Annotated in this window: 16 protein-coding genes; 5 read left to right on the plus strand and 11 right to left on the minus strand. The window is 51.8% G+C overall.

The genetic code is table 11. From position 1 onward, the window contains the following. Positions 1–29: 29 nt before the first annotated feature. A complete protein-coding gene (locus tag C7A19_RS11715) occupies positions 30–1280 on the minus strand; it encodes an imelysin family protein (RefSeq protein WP_108743869.1) in 1251 nt (416 codons plus the stop codon). Between the two features lie 419 nt (positions 1281–1699). Here C7A19_RS11715 and C7A19_RS11720 point away from each other — a divergent pair, with 419 nt between their 5' ends. Continuing rightward, positions 1700–2197 (plus strand): MarR family transcriptional regulator, encoded by a 498-nt coding sequence (locus C7A19_RS11720; RefSeq protein WP_046073151.1) that lies wholly within the window; start codon positions 1700–1702, stop codon positions 2195–2197. Positions 2198–2473: 276 nt separating this feature from the next. Here the strand turns inward: C7A19_RS11720 and C7A19_RS11725 are convergent, their stop codons facing one another. Continuing rightward, positions 2474–3334 (minus strand): aldo/keto reductase family oxidoreductase, encoded by an 861-nt coding sequence (locus tag C7A19_RS11725; protein ID WP_102505367.1) that lies wholly within the window; start codon positions 3332–3334, stop codon positions 2474–2476. Between the two features lie 289 nt (positions 3335–3623). Between C7A19_RS11725 and C7A19_RS11730 the strand changes: the two genes are divergently transcribed. Both C7A19_RS11730 and C7A19_RS11735 read left to right on the plus strand, forming a co-directional pair. Next, positions 3624–4121, plus strand: coding sequence for a GNAT family N-acetyltransferase (locus C7A19_RS11730; protein ID WP_077458229.1), 498 nt, complete (start codon positions 3624–3626; stop codon positions 4119–4121). 100 nt (positions 4122–4221) lie between these two features. Continuing rightward, on the plus strand, positions 4222–6537 hold the full coding sequence (locus C7A19_RS11735; protein WP_116644958.1) for a methyl-accepting chemotaxis protein: 2316 nt from the start codon (positions 4222–4224) through the stop codon (positions 6535–6537). A 55-nt stretch (positions 6538–6592) separates the two neighbouring features. On the opposite strand, the gene mukB is transcribed toward C7A19_RS11735, so the two are convergent. The 4 genes from mukB to cmoM are packed head-to-tail and all read right to left on the minus strand — an operon-like array spanning position 6593 to position 13923. Next, positions 6593–11044 carry a chromosome partition protein MukB gene (gene mukB, locus C7A19_RS11740; protein ID WP_102505242.1) on the minus strand — a complete coding sequence of 1484 codons (4452 nt, stop codon included), beginning with the start codon at positions 11042–11044 and terminating at the stop codon, positions 6593–6595. Further along, complete coding sequence (mukE, locus tag C7A19_RS11745; RefSeq protein ID WP_069362517.1) at positions 11041–11772, minus strand: chromosome partition protein MukE; 732 nt, start codon at positions 11770–11772, stop codon at positions 11041–11043. Before mukE ends, mukB begins: the two co-directional genes overlap by 4 nt. Then, complete coding sequence (gene mukF / locus C7A19_RS11750; RefSeq protein ID WP_116644959.1) at positions 11753–13117, minus strand: chromosome partition protein MukF; 1365 nt, start codon at positions 13115–13117, stop codon at positions 11753–11755. Before mukF ends, mukE begins: the two co-directional genes overlap by 20 nt. Continuing rightward, entirely contained in the window at positions 13114–13923 is an 810-nt protein-coding gene (gene cmoM, locus C7A19_RS11755; RefSeq protein ID WP_201264087.1) for a tRNA uridine 5-oxyacetic acid(34) methyltransferase CmoM, read from the minus strand. The genes mukF and cmoM overlap by 4 nt, the downstream gene beginning before the upstream one ends. A 115-nt stretch (positions 13924–14038) precedes the next feature. On the opposite strand from cmoM, the gene elyC reads away from it, so the two are divergent. After that, positions 14039–14812, plus strand: a complete 774-nt coding sequence (gene elyC, locus C7A19_RS11760; RefSeq protein ID WP_077486085.1) for an envelope biogenesis factor ElyC — start codon at positions 14039–14041, stop codon at positions 14810–14812. A gap of 86 nt (positions 14813–14898) precedes the next feature. Here elyC and kdsB read toward each other — a convergent pair whose 3' ends face one another. From kdsB to C7A19_RS11785, 5 genes are read right to left on the minus strand one after another with little or no spacing between them, the layout of a single operon-like run. Continuing rightward, a complete protein-coding gene (kdsB, locus tag C7A19_RS11765; RefSeq protein WP_116644961.1) occupies positions 14899–15666 on the minus strand; it encodes a 3-deoxy-manno-octulosonate cytidylyltransferase in 768 nt (255 codons plus the stop codon). Further along, complete coding sequence (locus C7A19_RS11770; RefSeq protein ID WP_046073143.1) at positions 15663–15845, minus strand: Trm112 family protein; 183 nt, start codon at positions 15843–15845, stop codon at positions 15663–15665. The genes kdsB and C7A19_RS11770 overlap by 4 nt, the downstream gene beginning before the upstream one ends. 9 nt (positions 15846–15854) lie before the next feature. After that, complete coding sequence (gene lpxK, locus C7A19_RS11775) at positions 15855–16850, minus strand: tetraacyldisaccharide 4'-kinase (protein WP_116644962.1); 996 nt, start codon at positions 16848–16850, stop codon at positions 15855–15857. 2 nt (positions 16851–16852) lie between these two features. After that, positions 16853–18607 (minus strand): lipid A ABC transporter ATP-binding protein/permease MsbA, encoded by a 1755-nt coding sequence (gene msbA / locus C7A19_RS11780; protein WP_077521429.1) that lies wholly within the window; start codon positions 18605–18607, stop codon positions 16853–16855. Between the two features lie 43 nt (positions 18608–18650). Further along, positions 18651–20951, minus strand: coding sequence for a DNA internalization-related competence protein ComEC/Rec2 (locus C7A19_RS11785; RefSeq protein WP_116644963.1), 2301 nt, complete (start codon positions 20949–20951; stop codon positions 18651–18653). Positions 20952–20980: 29 nt separating this feature from the next. Here C7A19_RS11785 and C7A19_RS11790 point away from each other — a divergent pair, with 29 nt between their 5' ends. Continuing rightward, entirely contained in the window at positions 20981–21538 is a 558-nt protein-coding gene (locus C7A19_RS11790) for a DUF2062 domain-containing protein (protein ID WP_077486092.1), read from the plus strand. The last annotated feature ends 158 nt before the right edge of the window (positions 21539–21696 follow it).

Consider the following 21696-nt stretch of genomic DNA (forward strand, 5'->3'; position numbering starts at 1 on the left):
GCACGGGGCTTGATATCATTAGCGGACAATTAGAATTGATGATCCGCGGTATCTGGGTTGAGATTATCAATGCCGATGATCTGAGCGGCTTTCTCAATGTGTTTGGTTTGGTCAACCAGTGCGGTGATGGATGCATTGACGAGTTGGTTACCCTCATTGTTGCCCGCCGCGATTAATTGATCAAAATGCACATTGTCTTTTTCCGCTGACACAACAAGTGTTTTTACTTGCTCACGCGCTTGCTCAAAGCTTGTCTTGATCGCGTTGGCCGCGTCAGTATCTTTGTCTTTGACTAAGTCAAGCACGGATGGCCCTGTCAGTTTGCTACCGTCAACACGCTGATAAGCGCCCATCATGACGTTGTAAATACCCTGCTCATTGTAAAAGTGCGAGTTGTGGGTATTATCAGAGAAACAATCGTGTTCGTCTTCGGTCGAGTTGGCTTCCAATGCGACTTTCATGCGCTCACCGGCCAATTCACCCAACGAGAGAGACCCCATACCAAACAGCATCTTACGTAAGCCGTTCTCGCTAGAATCCGCCAATAGCGTCGCGCGATAGTTATCTTTATTACCTTCCGCCCACTGGTCGCGCATCCAGGCTAAATCATCCACCAAGAGATCGGCGGCCGCTTTCAAGTACTCGCGGCGACGGTCGCAGTGGCCGTTCGTGCAATCTTCCCCGTAAGCAAAGTCTGAATATGGGCGCTCGCCCGCACCTGGATGAGTGCCATTTAAGTCTTGCCCCCAAAGCAAAAACTCAATCGCATGATAACCGGAAGCCACGTTCGCTTCTGACCCGCCTACCTCATTGAGACTGGCCAACAGTTTTGGCGTAATGTCAGCGACATCGAGATCCGTCGCACCAATTTGAATGCTTTGGTTAGCAATAATGTTTGCTGTCGCACCAGCGTTACCCAGCTCGGCTTGGTAACCGTCTGCCACATAATCAATCAAACCTTCATCCAGTGGCCATGCGTTCAGCTGCCCTTCCCAGTCATCAACAATCGCATTGCCAAAACGGAACACTTCTGACTGCTGATAAGGCACTCGTGCGTCTAACCATGCTTTTTTTGCTGCCTGAAAGGTTTTTTGAGAGGGGCTGGCAGTAAAAGCCTCAATGGCTTCATCAAGCGCGACCGCCGTCGTGTGGGAGTCTGCGAATACCGCATGCGCGATATCGGCGTAATGTTCAACAACGTCTTCTGGCGTCGCCGCATTAACGCCCAGAGGCGCGGCAAATAAGGAAAGCGCAATAAGGTTACGCTTAAAAGGGGTCATTTCCATAGTACTTTGTCCTTCGCTTTAGTATGAACAGTTATGAGAACTATTATCGTTTGTATGCGAGAGATTCTAAGCATTATGTTACTAAATGCAACAAGGAATTGAGGCTATTATCAAAGCTGTGATCTCCACACTCCAAGCAGGGTTTGGTGCAACGTGTTGCAACGCTGATCCGACCTCTTGACCACTTAAACTAATGACTATGTGGCACTTTTTGCGCCTGCTCACTGAAACAGCTAAAAATAACAATAAATTAGATTTAATTTGAACTCTAAGGGTTATAATAGACTGAAAGCACATTGATTATTTGATAGTGAAAAAAACCATGAAAAGTCGATTTTTCTCTCGATGCCTTTGCACTCCAACCGCGGGTATTGTAAGTTTCGTTGGCGATTTTTTCTGGTGGAGGTGAGTAAATGGAAAAACACGAAGAAGTACTGGTTGCGCTGCGGCAAATCATCCGCGCAATAGACCTGCATTCACGAAAACTTAACAAAGTATCCGGGATCACTGGCCCCCAACTTGTCCTAATGCGTGCGATTAAAGAGCTGGGCCAAGTGACCATTCGTAAGCTCTCGACCCATACTAATATGAGTCAGGCAACGGCAACGACCATTCTTGATCGTCTAGAAAAGCGCGGATTGATTTTGCGTGTTCGCAGTGAGCTTGATAAGCGTAAAGTGCATGCCCACTTGACCGAGCAAGGGGAAGCGGCGTTAGAACAAGCACCCAAACCCCTACAAGAAAACTTTATTTCACGCTTTCAAAGTTTAGATGAGTGGGAGCAATCGTTATTGCTGTCATCGGTACAACGTATCTCTTCGATGATGAACGCCGATGATATTGATGCGGCACCAATGCTAGAAGTGTCTGCCCTCACCTCACATAATTCGCAATTCCAGGCAAAAAAATAATGGTCTCCGGCGGGTAAACAGGATGTCTCCACCGGTCTCACCTGCCTACTACGGCGTAATAAAAGAAAGTGGCGTATTAAAAGCAAGGGATGTTCGCTTTTTGTCGCCATCAGTCATGCGCTGGCTCTGCATGCTACTTTCATTCGCACCGTTTAGCGTTTTCCACTCATTCGTCAGACATATCACCTAGTGGCCCTTTCCGTCACTGAACAATCAACAAAAAGACGGCTAATAGCCGCCTTATTAATTGAGAGTCAGTCGGTTACACGCTGTTATTTAAGGGACATTGTGCCCTTTTGACGCCACCCATATCCGATACCATTGCTCACGCGTGAGGTTGAGGTCATAAGCCGCTTTGGCAGCTTTAACGCGTTCAATATTCCCCGAGCCAATAATCGGCAAAGGTTGAGACGGATGACGCATCACCCAGGCATAAATCACCTGATCGATCGTCGCACCACCTAGCTCTTCGCCAATAGCATGCAAGGTATCACGTACCCGTATAGCCTGCTCAGACTCACCGTTAAACATCTCGCCGCCTGCAAGGCAAGACCACGCCATCGGTTTAATACGCAACCGCTGTAACTGATCCAGCGTACCGTCATGCACCACATCAAACCGTAGCGGGTTGATTTCCACTTGGTTGGTCACCAAGGATTCATCCCAACGAGACTGAAGCAGGTCGAACTGTGAAGGCGTAAAGTTAGAGACACCAAAGTGCGCCACCTTGCCGTGGTGGCGCAGCGTCGTAAAGGCTTCAGCCACTTCATCTGCATCCATTAACGCATCAGGACGGTGGAGCAGTAACACATCCAGTTTTTCTACGCCCAAGCGTGACAAGGAGTTATCCACCGACGCCAAAATATGCCGGTAACTGGTATCGTAATGGTTGATTTTACGGTTTGGGGCCGCCTCACTGACCAAATTGATATCGCATTTCGACACCACTTGGATATCGTCTCTGACGCTGGGGTCAAGCTTCAGCGCTTGGCCAAACAGTGTCTCACAGCGATAATCGCCGTAAATATCCGCATGGTCGACCGTGGTAATACCTAAGTCGATGTGCGCCTTAAGAAAGCTTAAGCGCTGCTGCGGCGTCATTTGCCAATCATCCAGCCGCCAGTAACCTTGCACCATGGGCGAGAAAAACGGACCGACTGGAGAAATAGATGTCGCTTTAAACTCTGACAAAACGGATCCTTTATGCCGAGAACTAGAAACCTCATGCTAATCCGATCTTCCGCCACCCTCAATGCCTTATCGAGCATTTTGTTAGCCTAACAGTGCGTGCGTTTGTTTTCGCGCAAAAGACAGCAACATTTGGGTATTAAATGCACGACAAGTGTTTCATTTATCACCAACACTTGGCGAATGCGTTGAACTTCGTTATCTTATATCGCGCAAAAAAAGCGAAAAGGAAGCGAAAATGCTTATTCGACGCATGGAATTGCGTGATTGTGACGCGATCAATACGATTTATAATTATTACATTACACACACTGCCATTACGTTTGACTTGTGCCCATGGCCATTAGCTGAACGTGAACAATGGTTTGCTCAGTTTGATCCGTCCTCCTGCTATCAAGCCTGGGTGGCAGAGCAAGACCAACAAATCCTTGGCTTTGCTTACAATACGCCTTTCAATCCCAAGCAGGCTTTCCACATCGCCTCAGAAATCACCATTTATGCGGCCCCCGATGCCGGTGGCCGTGGGGTTGGCTCGGCATTAATGCAAACCTTGCTCGACGGAATGCGCGATAAGGCCCTGCGCCGCGCCTATTCTCTCGTCACGCTACCTAACCCAGCGTCATTGGCATTGCATCGTCGCTTTGGCTTCCAACAAGTTGGACAGCTAAATGATGTCGGTGAAAAGTTTGGCCAATACCACAGTGTGGCCATGCTAGAGTGCGACCTGACGGTTTGAGCATGTTATTTCCCTATCGAATAAGCCCCCACCTCCACTTTACGCCAGTAAGGTGTCTTGATTTGATGCCGTCATAACGACGTTTCAGGAGTTTAGTAGTATGAAAGTTCGCACCAAGGTTTCTGCGGCGATCATCTCCGCCTGTGTTATTTGTATTGTCGCCACCGCCGCGGTGTTGGCAAACCGAACCACCACACTGTTTGGCGATGAAATGCGAGAGCAGGCCATTAGTCAGCTCAAAGCCGTACGCGAAGCCAAACACTCTGAATTAACCAGTTATTTTTCATTTATCGGCCAACAACTCACCTCAATGGCCGACTCCACCATGACCGAAAACGCGGTAACGTCTTTTAGCCAAGCTTATCGACGCTACAGCCGTGAAGTCCGCACTGATAGAGCGGCCCGGCGCGCGCTGCAAGACTACTACACCGACACCTTCGGCGATGTTTACCAAGCGCGCAATGATACCAACGCCAATGCACGCTCCAACCTCGCAGCGCTCGCCCCTGCCACGCGGACACTGCAGCAATTTTATATCAGCGGCAGCCCCCATCCTTTGGGCGAGAAAGACAAGTTGGTGACCACCAATGATGGCTCCACGTATGACAAGGTGCACACTCAATATCACCCTAACTATCACCGCTTTGCCGAAACGTTTGGCTACCAAGACATCGTGTTAGCCGATGCCAATGGCCGTATTGTCTACTCGGTGGCCAAAGAGATTGACTTTGGAACCAGCTTATTTGCGGGTCCCTACGCTACTAGCGGCATGGGTGATGCCTTTTTAGAGGCGATTGATGCAAAAGCCGGCGCCATCAGTTTTGTGGATTATCGCCCTTACTTTCCCAGCTACGATGAACCGGCCTCATTTATCGCCACCCCTATCGTCGAGAACGGCGAAACGCAGGGCGTACTCATCTTTAAATTGCCGATTCAGCGTTTAAGTGGCGTGATCAGCAGTCAAGGCCAATGGCAGTCAGCAGGCTTTGGACAAAGCGGCGAAATGTTTATGGTCGGGCCTGATAACGTCCTTCGCACCGAAGCGCGCGCTTTACAAGAGGACAAATCTGAGTATTTACACTTGTTGCGCACCAATGGCGTCAAACCCGATTTGATTCGCCGCATTGATTTCACCGATACCGCCGCGGGCCAAATGCCCATGGCGTCGCAAAGCATTACCCAAGCGCTGGCAGGCGAAACGGGCACTGGCAAAGAGCAGAGTTATCGCAACCAAACCGTCTATACCGCTTACTCACCGATTGATGTCTTCGGCAAGCGCTGGGCGCTGGTCAATCAAATCAGTCAACAGGAAGCGCTATCACAAGTGGCGACCATGCAGGGTACCATTCTCAAAGCGACGGTGATTACCTCATTGGTGTTAGTGGTTGTCGCGATCGTGATTGCCTATATTCTCGGTGGCAATATTGCCAAACCCATGATTGCGGTCACCACACGTATTAAATCCATTGCAGAAGATAAAGACTTAACCCAACGTTTACCCGATAGCGGTAAAGACGAAATGGCGCTGCTTGGTCGCTCGCTCAATGATATGTTCGCAAGCTTCCAACAGGTGATTCAAGAGGCGCACCAAGCTTCTGGGTTACTCGGCCAAGCCTCTAACGACATCAATCAAGATGTGGTAACCATGCGCGATCGCGTGACCGATCAGGTCAAGCATACCCATCAAGTTGCCTCAGCAGCGACAGAAATGGCTACCTCCGTCACCGATGTTGCCCAGTATGCAGATCAAGCCTCCACCGCGTCTGATGACATCACCCAAGCCGTCAACAAAGGCTCACGAATTGGTGACGACCTGGTTGCGCAAATCCGTACCTTGTCATCGAGTATGGACGCAGCCACCGCCACCATGGGGCGTTTATCGCAACAAAGCGAAGAAATCGGCACCGTACTGGATGTAATTCAAGCCATTGCCGAGCAAACCAACTTGTTGGCACTGAATGCGGCGATTGAAGCGGCGCGCGCGGGCGAGCAAGGCCGTGGGTTCAGCGTGGTCGCCGAAGAGGTACGCACCCTCGCCTCACGTACCCAAGACTCGACCGAAAGTATCCGCGATAAAATTGCCGCATTACGTCAAGAGACGCAGTCAGCGGTGGCAGATATGGATACCACCAGCCAAACCGTTGAGACCTGTGTGGACTATTGTCAGCAAAATAACGCTGCGCTGGTTGATATTGCCAACATGGTCACCGAAATCAATCAGATGACCTCACACATTGCCAATGCCACCCAGCAGCAAACACAAGTGACGACAGAAATCAGCGAAAGCATCACAGACATTGCACAATCAGCTGAAACTGTCTCGCAGCGTACACATGACACCGCCGAAACCGTCACTGGCTTAAGCCAACGATCATCACGCCTGGCTGACACTATCGGTCATTTTAAAACCGACTAAAACGCAAAGGGGTCAGCCTTAAGGCCGACCCCTTCGTTTTCACCTTGACTGACGATTACTCCATCACCGGCTCGCGATCGAGCTCCCGACGCTTCTCTTCACCAAAGCCGCGTAAGCCCACGACATGGACGTGTTCGCGATCGTTGAAGATTTTACGCACCAGTTTATACGTCGTCCCTTGCTCTGGGCTGATGTTTTCCGGTGCCGCAATCAACAGCTGCATATCCAAGCGATGACACAACTCAAACAAGGTCGAGATCGATTTAGCATCCAAACGCGCGGCCTCATCCAGGAAGAGTAAGCGACAAGGGATCACATCTTTGCCTCGCAGTCGGCGTGATTCTTCTTCCCAGCTTTGGATCACCATCAGCAAGATTGCCTGCCCAGTACCAATCGCTTCGCCGGTCGACAACGCGCCGGATTCCGCTTTCAACCAGCCGTCGGTGCCACGATTCACCTCAATGTCTAATTCGAGGAAGTTGCGATAATCTAACAACTCTTCCCCTAAGGTCTGTGGCGCACGTTGCCCCATTTCAATATGCGGGTTTAAGCGCTGGAACAGTTTAGCCATCGCTTCCGAAAACGTCAGGTTTGGATTACCAAATAAATCTTGGTGCTGGTCAGCATGTTCAGCCAAGCCCATCAGCAACTGAGCATGGGTTTCACGGATAGACACATTCAGGCGCACGCCTTGCACTTGACCAAAGCCCACGTTCTGTAGCCCTTGGTTAAGCATGCGGATCCGGTTTTGCTCGCGCTGAATCGTCTTGCGAATAATGTTGGCGACCGACTCGGAGCTGATCGCCAAGCGTTGTTCACGCTGCGTAAGCTCATCAGTAAGACGGGCCAGTTCGACTTCCATTTCCTCAATCGCTTCGACCGGATCATCGGTGCGAATGATATCGTGACGGATACGTTCGCGCAGATGCTGATACACAGCCACGTAGAACAAGACTTTACGCTCTGGTCGTCCAACATCTTCAGACGCCCGCAAGGCATCGCGCAAGGTTTCGTTGTCAGCAACCGCAAGGCGCAATGCCCCTAACGATTTATCTGATAACGAACGTAACTCGTCAGCAGACATATACGCCATTTCTCGACGATGCAGTTGTTTTTCTACCCCATTGTCGCGCGCGATGCGCAGGACGCTACACCAGCCCGCTTTGGCGTTGACCACAAACTGACGCAGCTCTTTGTACTGCTTAAGCAGTTTACGCAGCTCTTTGGTCAGTGATTTGGTCTCCATCTCCAGCGATGTGATACCGCGGGAAAGCTCGCTATGGCGCTGCCGTGCCTGATGCATTTGATCGTACAAAGCATCACGACGACTTTGCGCACGCATCAGGGCGTCTTCATCCGCTTGCACACCTAGCTCACTAAGCTCACGCTTAAACTCGTTCAATGTCTCTTGCTTAGATTGATGGGCGCTTTTGAGCGACGCGAGCACCTGATGATATTGGCTATTCTGCGACTGAATTTGCTTGAGCGATTCACGCTCACGTTGGCGCACCTGCTCGGCGTCTTTGAGTTTGGCTTTAAGCTGTTCGTTAAGCTCACTGCTTTGCGTCAGCATGTCTGACGCATCTTGATAGGCAAAATGCGGACGACGCTCCGCTAAATCGGCAACAGCAAACACTTGCTGCTTAATCGCCTGTAAGGTGTTATCCGCCTCTTGGTAGGCCTGTTCTAGTTTATCAAATTGCTCAGGGTCACTGTCGAGTGTTGCCAGGCTACTTTCCAATGCGGCCAAGGTTTCACCATGTTGTTGGATAAAGCCTTGTGCTTCTTTGGCGGCCTCTACGCGCTCAACCGCTGCTTGCACGCGCGCGTCGAGATTCTCCTCTGTGAGCGCGTCGGCACAGTAGCGAAGCTTATCGAGAATTTGTAGCGCTTGCTGACAACGCGCCACCGCCGCCTCGTGTTGTGCCAATACCTGCTTGGCTTCGGTTATTGCCCGCTGAGTCTGCGCACGTTTCTCGCGGCAAGCGGCGATCGCCTGTTCAGGATCGGGCTCAAACGCCACCGTGAGATGCTCAGCAATAAACTGGCTAAATGCGTGTGACAAGCGTTGCCACTTTTGTACATCAAAAGAGGCTTTGGCATGATCTTCCACCAAGGCCTCTCGTTGTTCACGTAGCTGCTCAAGGCGGTGCTCACGGGCAGCTCGACCAAACAAAGGCGTAGTCGGGAAGCGCGAATAGCGCATTTGCCGATCGTTTAGGTGTACACACACGGCACCCGACAGCTCTTGAGCATCAAACACGCTATCATCAAACGCGTCGGCATCCCCCTCAATGATGTATAGATCATCGGGGCAAGCGTCCAAATCAGTGAGTTTGTCTTTAACGCCTTTAAGATCAGGCACCACGATGGCATGCCGCGCCGGGCCATAGAGTGCGCTGAAATAAGGGGCGTCATCGAGCGTGATATCATCATAAATTTCAGAGAGTAAAGTTCCACCCAGTGTGTCGGCGAGGCCTTGCAATTGCGCATCGTCGCTGCCACCTGGCTGCGCTAATTGCTCAATCGCTTGTTCAATCTTTGCTTTTTGTTTACTCAGCTGATCTTGGTGCTGCGTGCGCGTACGTACCGCCTCATGCGTGGCATGCATCGCCTCCATCACCGCTTGACTGTCCACCAAGGTTTTTTCAGTTTGGCTTTCCAGTTTGGTCAAGGCGTCATTGGCCGCAAACCAAGTCGGTGCTTTTAGCTCAAGATCTTGGATTTGCGCGTCAACCGCATCCTGTGTCCGCGCGAGCTCACGCAGTTGCTCAGCTTGGGTGTCTTTTTCCTCTTGTCGCGCGTCGCGTCGTGCTTGCTGCAGCGCGGCGGCTTGCTCGACCGCGTCACTGTCAGCCAGCGATTCGCCTGTTAGGTCCTGATATTCCGACACTAACTGGCTCGCTTGCTGATATTGCTCAGCCCGTTGGCTCAGTTCACGCTGCTCATACTGGCGCTGCGTTAGACTGTCGGCTAGATAGCGACGCTCTCTGCCCAGCTCAACCCAGCGCTTGGCAGCCTTGCCAGCCTCAGCACGGGGCACAGAGGGATCAAGACGGTGCAAAAGATGCAAGCCCTGTTCAAACTGATTGGCCGTCGCTGACGCCAAATCGCGTTTATGCTTGAGTGACAGTACGCAATCGGTTTGTTCAGACTCTTGTGCTTTTAACGCGTGTAATCGTGTCGTGGCCTCGTCTGCACTGAGGGTCTCATCGCCAGTGAGGCGACGCGCGGTTTCCAAGGCATTGAGGGCTTGTTGGTACTGCAGGGAACGCGTTTGTTGCGTGTTGAGTGCTTGTTGGTAGTCAGCAAGCTGAGTCTTGAGACTATCCACTTCCTCTTCACTTTGTGCCGCACGCAATTCAGCTTCAGCAAGCTGCTCTGTGGCCTCTTCCACCACCATGATTTGCTCTTCCAGCTTTTCAGAAAGATCGAGTAAGTCTTCCTCGTAACGCTGAATCTTTTCTTGTTGGCGCATCGCCGATTGCACCAACTGCAGATGATCAGCCGCCGCTTGGTGATCTTGTTCGAGGTGATCTTGTCCCGCTTCCAGCTCGGCTAATTCTGCGCGCATGGTTTCCGCATGCTGCTGCTTTTGCTGCAACGTCTGCTGGGCAGCGTTCAGCTCCGCCCGCAACGACAGCGCTTGCTCAAGCTTACTACGACGCTCATTGGCATGGCGCATATAGTCCGAGGCCACATAATGGGTCGCTTCGGTGATCAAATGCTTAAACAAGTCACGGTCGCGTTGCGTCAGCTTGATCGCCTCTAGCGTCATACGGTTTTCTTTCAGCGCCACTTCCATATCTTGGAAGGCTTTTTTCACGCCGCCATTTTGTGGCAACAAATACTCGCGCAACGACTTGGTGATCGCGCTGGAAATACCGCCGTAGAGTGACGCCTCAATTAATCGATAAAACTTGCCTCTGTCTTGCTGGGTGCGCAGCTTTTTCGGTAGCACGCCAAACTCAAACATTTGCGCGTGATAGTCGGTGACCGAGTTAAAGGCTTTGAAGTGCGCGGTTTCATACTCACCCGCCGCCTCTTTTACCTCGTTAAGCTGGCGTACACGCGCTTGACCGTTATTTAAGGTCTCGACCAACACATCGGTCGGCGCCACAGAAGAAGGCAAGCCTTGTAAAACGAACGGCTTGATATCCACCTTCTTATCACGCCCCGCCACTTGTTGAAGACGCACCCCAAACAACACCCGCTGTTGGCGTGAATTCACTACATCCAAGGCGGCATAACAGGCACCTGGCTGCAATTTACCGTGCAAACCCTTATCACGAGACGCGCTCGAGCTGCCTGCCTCTGTGGTGTTACGGAAGTGCAACAGGGTTTGGTCAGGGATCAACGAGGTGATAAACGCCGCCATGGTGGTCGACTTACCCGCGCCGTTCCCGCCTGATAAGGTGGTGACAAGGGAGTCAATATCAAAGGTTCGGGCAAAAAAGCCGTTCCAGTTCACCATGGTGAGTGAGTGATACTTACCGCGCTGACTCATACTGTCGGCTCCTCCGTTGTCTCTGTATCGGCATTGTCTGCGTCTTCATCCGAGTGATCATCGAGCAGGCTTGATTGAATATGCGCTTGGCTATGCACCACGGCTTCCCCGTCCCGAATCAGACGCAACTGGGCTTCTTGTGGATCGTCCCCGGCTCGTACATCGGCACCAAAGCGGAAAGTCGCTTCACTGACGCGGAATTTACTGCCTTCACCGATGGGTAAAATCATCCCAAGACGACGCAAACGTCGCAGCGATGTTTTCACTTTGTCGAAAAGCTTTTCCCGGTCAAGATCTGAGCCGGTGGCACGATGCGTGACCAACTTCATCAGTTTTTTCTCATCCGCCAACGCCAGCAGCTCATCAAACAGCTCTTGGGTGGTAAAGATCCCTTCTTGTGCCAAGCGCTCTGGGCTTAAGTACAGAAAACACAGGACTTTGCCAACCAGCATATCCAGTTCAGACAACACGCTGCGCCTAATTAAACTGGTTGAACGCGGGCGAAGATAGAAAAAGCCCTCTGGTGCGCGCACCAATTCAGCGTTATAACGCTGGTAGAAAATATTCAGCGCTTGCTCGTATTCCATCAGCAAGGCGTGGTTATCCAGATCGTCGCTGGCAATATGGCGGCCAGCACGCAGTGCACTGTCCAACGCCGGGAACAAAGGGTTAGCAATGGCTTTGGCCAGCCCTTCTGGCATTGGCTGTTCAGTATTTATCGATGACATTCGCTTGTACCTTAGCTCCGAAGTCGTTAATCGCCTGCCAATCAGGCTGAATCGCGTTAAGATCAGATTGGGAGTAGCCCATGCGGACCGCTTGGTTAATCACTAAGCGCGCGAGATCAAAATGGCGAGCTTGTGGGTGCTCGGCTAAGTAATCTTTCAGGACACGACCTAAGTCGATCGCTTGTCCGGTTTCTCGATGGCGGTTGAGCATCTGTGACACTGCCTGTGAAAGGCCATCGTCAACCACACTTAATTGTTCAAACGCTACCTCTTCTGGCATCTCGCCCGTGACTTCATCGTCACGCAACACCAGCGCTTCATCGCGCGTATCACGCAGTCGCTCCGCATCGGCGTAAGTCAAAAACCAAGGGATATCAAAATAGTCGGAAACCGACTGGCGCAAACGCTGACTGAATGCACGGTTTTTATCCATATCAATCGCGGTACGAATAAATTTATGCACATGGCGGTCGTAACCTATCCATAAATCGATGGCTTGCTGCCCCCAGTTCACGATACGGTCCAGTTTCATCTGCAAGCTGTATACCATGCTATCGACGAAATCGAGGTCATCACGGCCGCGAACCACTTCTTGGATCCCCAGCAGCTGGCTTTGAAGCTCATCCCCCGCCGCCTGCAGTGTTTCTTGCAACTCTTGCAAGGTGCTCGAGGTTTCGTTGAGCAAGTATTCGCAGTTAGCGATTGCGGCTTGCCAGTCCTGGGTGAGGAGCGCGGCAATGTCTTCTTTGACCTGTTGCTGCTGCTCATCCATTACCCGCTGGTTAAGATCGATGCGGTCAAAAATCTCGGCGACCGAGTACTTCAACACGCCATAAACGTTATGGCGCCAAAAAGTGGCATCCCCATCTTCTTCCGCCGCTCGGCGCGCCTTGGCAATTTCATCGGCCACCATGGATAGCTGTACTGAAAGCTTTAAGGTCGAGTACTCACGATGACGGGCGTAATAATCGGCAATACCGAGCGCCAATGGCGTGAGGCGGTAAATGCTGTCGCCATCAGTCATTTCACTGGTAAACCGACTTAGCAGTCTCGCTTGTACCATTTCGTTGATGGCATTGTTGGCGCGGAAGGCAACATTACCAAGACTGCCTCCTTCATCGTTGGTAAACTGCTCGCTCACCAACCGAAAGACGTCCACGAGTTCGTGTTCACTCAACTCATCTTCTAGTCGTTCCTGGCTCATCACCGCCATTGCCAGCAAGAATGCCAAGCGCTCCGGCGGCAGGTTTAACCCCAAGCCACTTTGTTTTACCCAACTGACCAACTCAGGTACTGTCTGAGCGTCGTCTGCCCAATGCTGGGAAGACTGAGCCTGATCACTCATCCGTTGTCCTTGTTTTCATCTTGATTGCTTGGGGCATGATGTTGGCCCCAGACATGAATATATCGCCCAAGAGACACAAACGGCTCTTGGCGGCAAAGCTGTTGCTCTAATGCAATAACTTGCTCAAAGGTAAAATCACCAATGTTGGTATCACGCATATAATCGTGAAAGGTGCGTACGCCTGTTTTACCTTTGAGGGTAATGTCACTGTCTTGCATCCATTGATAGACACTCTCGGGGGGCAAACCTTTGGGTGGCTGAAGTTTAAACCGCTTGCGATGCGGCATGCCTTCCTCAACATGGGTGAGGTTACCGCACACAAGATTCTTGAAGAGCAACCCGGTTTGGTTATAGAACATCACTGACGCCACCCCACCCGCTCGCAAGTGCTTGAGCAAGTCTTTCAACACCTGCTCCGGTTCGGCAGTCCACTCCAATACCGCATGGAATAAAATCACATCCGGTGGCTCGCTCAAATGGTCGCCAATCGTCTGCACCGAAGAATGAATCAGCTGATACTGCGCAAGTAAGCCCTGTTGTTCAATCTCCTGACGGGCTAAGTCGAGCATTTGCGAAGAAAGATCACATAAAGTGACCCTGTGACCACGCGCCGCCAAGTGCCGAGACATAGGGGCAACCCCACCACCCGCATCTAAAATATGCAGGGTCTGCTCAGGCGGGAAACAGTGCAGGATCTGCTCTATGTCCTGCCAAACAACCGCTTGGCGGATTTCGCCTTTGCCCGATCCATAAATGTTTTTAACAAATTTGTGGGCAATGTCGTCGAAATTTTTATCCTCAGTCACAATGGCATTCGTTATCATTGAGTGGTAGAAAGGCATATTCTGTCACAAGCCTTACGTTAATAAAGGTTTATGGCACTATTTGTGCCTCGTTTGACTATATTTCGGGCGACATTGCATGTTTGAATTAAAAAAACTTATCTCAACCTTGATAATGCCCTTGCCCGCGCTGCTGTTGTTGGGTCTTTTCGGGCTATGCCTGCTTTGGTTCTCTCAGCGTAAAAGGCTGGCATCTTTTGTTATCTTCGTTGCGTTTGCTGGGATTTTTCTCACTTCGTTTCAACCGGTCGCCTCGGGGCTCCTTCGTCCACTTGAGCGTCAATACACCGCGTTTCTCCCTACGGAAAAACCGGTAGACTTTGTAATGGTACTGGGCAACAGTCATGTCGTAGATGACGCTATCCCCCCAACCTCTGAGCTTTCTCGTGCGGCGTTAATGCGCCTCGCAGAAGGCATCCGTATTCACCGAATGTACCCCACTTCCAAGCTGATTTTGTCAGGCTATGACCATGGTTATGAAGTCAGCCATGCGCGTATGTTGGCACGAGTCGCAATGGCATTGGGGGTCAATAAAAACAGTATCCTGTTGCTTGAAACCGCCAAGGATACATGGGAGGAAGCCTACCAAGCCGCGTCGGTGGTTGGGAGTAGTAATCTAGTTCTTGTCACATCCGCGGCACACATGGATCGTGCCGTCTATGAGTTTCAAAGCGCTGGCCTCGATCCCATCCCCGCACCGACTAACTTCATGGCGCAAAAGCAAATTAAGCAGCCATGGATAAAATACGGTCCACGTGCGCAATACCTCGAGCAGTTCGAACGCTATTGGCACGAGCGATTGGGACAAGCATGGCAACGGCTCCGTGACTTTATCGCTCAGCCGACCAATTAAGCTCGCCAACGCGTATCACCCACTAAAAAAGCCGCGATTGATTCGCGGCTTTGTTATTTTCATTCGCAGTAGGCGTAAAATTGCGCCTATGCGTTGCTATCGACGGCTAAATAGGCGCGCACTGCCTCTAAGTCTGCTTGGGTATCAACGCCATGCGGCGGCGTCTGTGTGGCAACGGCTACATGGATCTTCTCGCCATGCCATAGCACACGCAGTTGCTCCAATGACTCAATCTTCTCCAACGGGCTCGGTGTCCAGTGGATGTAACGGCTGATAAATCCTGCACGATAGCCATAAATACCAATGTGCCGCAGCAATGCTTGCGGGATCTCAGGTGATTCAGCCTCGAAATGGGTGCGATCCCACGGAATCGTGGCGCGGCTAAAATACAGGGCAAACCCTTTTTGATCCGTCACGACTTTGACCACATTGGGATTGAACACTTGCTCTTGGTCATCAATCGCAACCGCCAAGGTGGCCATCGGTGCCTGATCATTCTGGCTAAGGTTCTCCGCCACTTGACCGATAACCGCTGCGGGGATCAAGGGTTCATCGCCTTGCACATTGACGATAATATCATCATCAGCAAAGCCATAGCGTTCGACAACCTCGGCCAAGCGCTCAGTGCCAGACTCATGGTCGGCACGTGTTAAACACACCTCTCCACCAAAGGCTTTGACCGCCGCTTCGATACGCTGGTCGTCGGTGGCAACAATCACCTGACTGGCACCGGCCGCTTGAGCGCGCTCGTACACATGTTGGATCATTGGCTTACCGGCGATATCAGCCAACGGTTTACCCGGCAAGCGGCTCGAGCCAAACCGCGCTGGGATCACCACATAAAACGGGCTCATCCCTGGACCTCTTCCAATGACATATCACGAGCTTCTGATTCAAGCAGCACGGGGATACCATCAATAATGGGATAAGCGACACGATCAAATTTACAAACTAACTCATTGTTATCGCGTTGATAATAGAGTTTGCCCTGGCATGATGGGCAGGCCACAATTTCAAGCAGACGGTGATCCATAGCGTTCCTTTATTTTTTATTCGCGTTTGTTTGCAAACGTTCTATCTTGGCGAGTACGGCCTGAGCTGCCTCGTCAGGCAGCCGCGCCTCTACCGGTAAATACCACCAGTTATCTTGGGCGATCCCTTGGTATTTTACCGCATCTTTTTCTGTCATCAGTAAATGTTGCCCCTTCTTGCTCAAGCTGTCCAGCTCGTCGGCGTTGAGGGTTTGATGATCGTTAATCCCTTGGCTATAAACAGGTGTCACGCCCATTTGCTGCAAGGTGGTAAAAAAGCGGGGTGGATGGCCAATCCCAGCAACTGCCACTACTTGCGGTAGCATTGAGGCTTGGCAGCGTTGTCCCGTACGTAGGTTGACCGCCAAGCCAGGGACCAGATGCATCCCCCATTCTTGGCCTTGTGGCGTGCCGCCATTAGTGACCAACATATCGACACTCTCAAGCCTATCGAGTGATTCGCGCAAGGGTCCCAGGGGCAGATAGTGACCGTTACCAAACCGACGCTGACCATCGATGATCACGATTTCGATATCTCTATCCAGCCGATAATGCTGCAGACCATCATCCGTGACCACGATATCGACACCTTCTTGCAGGATACGTTTAACTGCCTCGCTGCGGTTGGGGTCAACACAAACCGGCACCTGAGTGCGGCGCGCAATTAATACTGGCTCGTCTCCCGCCGTGCGCGGTGGCGTGGTTTGGCTGAGTAATAGTGGATACTGCTCAGATTTGCCGCCATACCCGCGTGACACTACCCCTGGTCGGTAGCCATGCGCTTTGAGTTGCTCCACCAACCAAATCACAAACGGGGTTTTGCCATTGCCGCCAATCATGATGTTCCCCACCACGATAACCGGCACTGGCGCCGAATAGCGCCGTGTTTTGCCGCGTAAATATTGACGACGGCGATGGCGCGCCACGAGGCCAAATAAGGCGCTAAACGGCCTTAATAATACCGACCATAGCGGGCGTTGATGACCAAACCACAGTTGCTCTAGCATGCTCAGTCACCAAACTGAATACGGTGAAGTTGTGCATAGGCACCGTCACGCTCAAGGAGTGCTTGATGACTGCCTCGTTCGACGATCTCTCCTTCATCCACAACCAGTATCTGATCGGCATCTTCAATGGTCGACAGTCGGTGTGCTATCACCAACACAGTACGATCTTTTTGCAGCTCATCCAATGCCGCCTGAATCGCACGTTCAGACTCGGTATCCAGTGCCGATGTGGCTTCATCCAGGATCAAAACGGGCGCATTACGTAGCAAGGCACGCGCAATAGCCAAGCGTTGGCGCTGTCCGCCAGACAAGCTCACCCCGTTTTCACCAATCATGGTGTCATAACCGTGGTCAAGCTCTCGAATAAAGTCATCCGCGTAGGCAAGTTTCGCGGCGTGCTCGACTTGTTCCCGGCTGTATTTGTCTTCTGCGGCATACGCAATGTTATTCGCCACCGTGTCATTAAACAGGTGAACGTTTTGCGACACCACTGCGACATGCTGACGCAAATTACCCAGGGTATAGTCCTCAATCGGTACACCATCGAGCGTAATCGCACCACTGTCTAGTTCATAAAAACGGGTTAACAGGTTAGCAATGGTGCTTTTTCCTGACCCTGAACGTCCCACCAGGGCTAGGGTCTGACCCGCTGGCAGCTCGAAGCTGACATGATTTAGCGCGGGTGCGTCGCGAGTGGGATAGGTGAAGACCACATCCTCGACCTTAATGTCGCCACTCACTTGCTCCACCGCGTGTGTCCCGGTGTCTTTTTCCGTTTCCAGCTCCATCAGGTTAAATAAACTGTGGCAGGCCGCCATCCCGCGTTGGAACTGAGAGGTCACGTTGGTCAAGGATTTAAGTGGGCGCATCAGACCAAACATGGCACCAAATACTACTGCAAAGGTACCTGCAGTTAGCTCAGAGCGAATCGCCTCGGTGTTGGCCAAAATCAGTACCACCACCAATGCCATGGAGGCAATCAACTGGATCACCGGGTTGGCAATCGCTTGTGCGGACACCAGCTTCATGGTCTGCTGACGCATACGATTACTGACTTTCTCAAAACGCGTCTTTTCAACGTCTTGGCCACCGTAACTTAACACTACTTTGTGCCCTTTAAGCATTTGCTCGGCGGAGCTAGTCACCGACCCCATGGCATCTTGCATATTGGAAGAAATGCGACGGAAGCGCTTAGAGACGATGCGGATAGAAATCGCCACCACTGGCGCAATCACCAGAAGAATAGCGGAGAGCTGCCAGCTTGACCAAAACATCAACGCCATCAAACCGATAATGGATGCCCCCTCGCGCACCAAACTGACCAAGGCGCTACTGGTCGCTGACGCGACTTGTTCTGAGTCATAGGTAATCCGAGAAAGCAGTGCACCGGACGACTCTTGGTCAAAAAAGCTGACGGGCATTTTCATGAAGTGATTGAACATCCGGCGGCGCATGGTCATCACCACATGACCCGACACCCAAGATAAGCAATAAGCGGACACAAAGCTCGACAAGCCACGTATCACCATGAGTGCGACCAAATAGACAGGCATCCATTTGAGGAAATCGCCTTTGACATCGTCATAAGTAAAGCCTTGGTCAAGCAGAGGCTTTAGCATTGAGAGCATCAGGGTGTCACTGGCGGCATTAATCACCAAGGCGATAATGGCAACAATCAGCCCTACTTTATAGTTGGCAATGTAGGGCCACAGCTGCTTAAACGTCTGCCAGGTCGTTTTATCTTGATATTCGCTCATTAAAATCGTTTAGATGTGTTAAACAGACGGGCATTCTACTCTTTTACAAGTCCGCGTCCAAATATACTGGCCGACGTTTAAACATCTGACGATACCAATAATCGCTGCGGTCCTGCCGCCAACGTGTTAACTGCCAACCCGAGTCGACACCCTGCCAACGCACTTGGCCATTTGCCGCCGTATCAAGCCAAGTGATACCGGCGTTTTGATAGGCCAATTTCACCTCTGGTGACGGAAGCTGCCATGGGTTGAGAAGCCCAGTTGACGCGACGGCCCAAACCGGATCAACGGCGCGAATAAACGCTGAGGAAGACGAAGACGCACTACCATGGTGGGGCACCAAAATGATGTCACTATTAAGCGCCTGTTTATCGGTCAGAGACGCCAACAAATCAGCCTCTCCACTGGCTTCTATATCGCCTGTGAGCAGCAGGCTACGTCCATCGCCAGAGACTCGGATTACACAGGAATCATCATTATCAGCACGCGCCTTTTGTGCTGGGGGCCAGAGTACCGAAAAGGTGAGTCCTTGCCAGCGCCAACGCTCGCCGGCCACACAGGCTTGATACCCAGCACGACGCTCACTGGCACGGCGCCACTGCGGTGAATAGGTATCAGACATAAACGTCGCCCCACCATCATGATCACTGTCGCCATGACTGAGAATGAGGCCATCTAACTGCCTGATTTGACGATGGGTCAGAATCGGTGCGATCACCGCTTGTGCAATACCGCCCACCTGCCAGCGGTTGCCCGTGTCATAGAGCACCGCGCGGTGATTCTTACTGATCAATACCGCCAACCCATGCCCGACGTCCAACACATCAATTTGCCAGTTGACCGGTTTAGGATCTCGCCAAGCTACCACGGCTGCGACCAGGACCAGCATCACCGCCTTTAAACGATGCCAACGCCAGCCGTATAACCCCCAAACGAGCACCGTCGCCGATATTGCCCAGCCTGCCGAGGTGACTGGGGCGGGTAACCAGGTATCCGCCGCCAGATCGGCGAGTGCCATCACTGGATGAAGGCTGGCATTTGCCCCACCCCATACCCAATCCGCAACCCAGGAAAGCGATAGACTCTCACTCAGCAGGCCAACAAAGACCAGTGGAACGGTCACCATTCCCACCCAAGGCACCGCCACGAGGTTAATGGGCGTGGCAGCGGCGCTGATCCCTGCAAATAATCCTAACTGCAAAGGAAGCATTCCTACCAATAGAATCAATTGTATGCCGATAAGCTGCTTGATAGGACGAAGCCAAGGCCGTGTTTGTTTTCGACCATCAGAGGCGGCATGGGTCAGCGTGTAATGCGCCATGCATAAGGCCCCCACAGCGGCAAACGAGAGCCAAAAACTCATTGAGAAACCGGCGAAAGGGTCGCGGAGCAATACCAATAATAAGGTTAACTGCAACAGATTGAGCGGGGAAATCCGCGCTCCCAAGCGTTTACTGATTGAGACCAGCATCAAGGCAATGAGCGCGCGTTGAGTGGGCAGTGCAAACCCGGCCAATGCCGCATAGAGCGAGGCCACCCCCATCGCCACGTACAAAGGCAGCCATAAAAACAGGCGTCGTTCCGGGAGAAAGACGCGCGCCCAACGGCCGATTTGCCACCCAATCCCGTAGGCCAAACCAATATGCAATCCTGAAATAGCCATCAAATGGGCTAAACCACTGTGCGTCAGGGTTTCCCAGTGCGCTGGAGTTAACCATTCCCGCTCGCCAAGGCTCAATGCTAATAAATGCGGCCCAAAGGCAAGCGGCGCCAAAGCTGGGCTGAGTGTATCAAGTAGTTGCTGACGCCAACTCACCTGCTCGGTTAGCCGCGTTGCTTCTTTGAGTCGGGCCTTGGCATGCACTCGCCGTGCAACGTAGTATTTTTCCGCATCAAATCCCGCCTCGTTTAACCGTCCGTAAGGGGGCTTAAACGTCACCACCAATTGCCAACGTTCACCTTGCTTGGGATAAGGGGGAGATTGCCAATAAACGCGCACTCTGGCTGAGCGAAAAGGCGGCAATCTTGTCTGATTAATTTTATCAACGTCAAAAATAATCGCTTGCGCCCCCGTTTTTGCGCTGAAAAGGGTGCCCACTGTCCCACTGATTGTAGTATCCTCTTGGTGTGAAATGACGTGGATCACGTCGGCTTGATACAAATTTGCGGACAATACAGCCCAAGTGAGCCCTAACGCGCTTCCAGCAAGCCACCACCAACGTCTTTTCCACCCAACAACGAAGACGATCACTGTCATGATGCAGACCCAAATTGGCGGTAACATTGGCCACCAAGGTAGCGACAGCACAGCCAGTGCGGCAGTCAATGTAAAGGTCAGCGTCATTGCGTAATTTCCAGGTAATGTAAACAGGTATGCCTAAGAAGTTTTTCCAACGCTATATGCCCAAGCGCGAAACATTGCGCGACAATAAGGCACTCAGGGTGTTTGGTAGCCTGTTGCATGACCCCAACTTATGGTGCCTTAACCGCCGGTCGGCTTCCGGTGCCTTTGCTGTCGGCCTGTTTATGGCATTTGTCCCCTTGCCCAGCCAAATGATCATGGCCGCCGGGCTCGCGATCTTATTTGGGGTTAACCTGCCGCTCGCCGTTGCGCTAGTATGGGTAAGCAACCCCATCACCATGCCTGTGCTTTTTTATCTCGCTTATAAGCTCGGCACCTGGATGATGAATAGTCCGCCGTACCCGTTCCACTTTGAACTATCGTGGCATTACTTGGCGGAGCAAATGAGCCACATCGGCCCCCCGTTTTTATTAGGCTGCGCCACCAGCGGACTGGTGATGGCTGTCATCGGCTATTTCGCTGTACGTGGCATATGGCGCTATTCTGTGGTCAGAAGCTGGGAAAAACGTAAATTACGTTTGCCCAAGAAAATAAAAGAAGTGTTGCCTAACCCAAACAAGCCCTCCTAAATCGTCCTGATTTAATCTACGCGAGGCATCAAACGCGACCAACCTTCGTCAGGCAAAAGTGCGATGCAATCGTCAGCCCCGCGTCTGCACATGGTATTCCCTTCAGGGGTCAGCAAGGCAGATCAAAAAGAGCCCATTGTCGGGCTCTTGGTGTTAAT

The organism is Salinivibrio sp. HTSP (assembly GCF_003390965.1).
In the GTDB taxonomy this organism is placed as follows: domain Bacteria; phylum Pseudomonadota; class Gammaproteobacteria; order Enterobacterales; family Vibrionaceae; genus Salinivibrio; species Salinivibrio kushneri.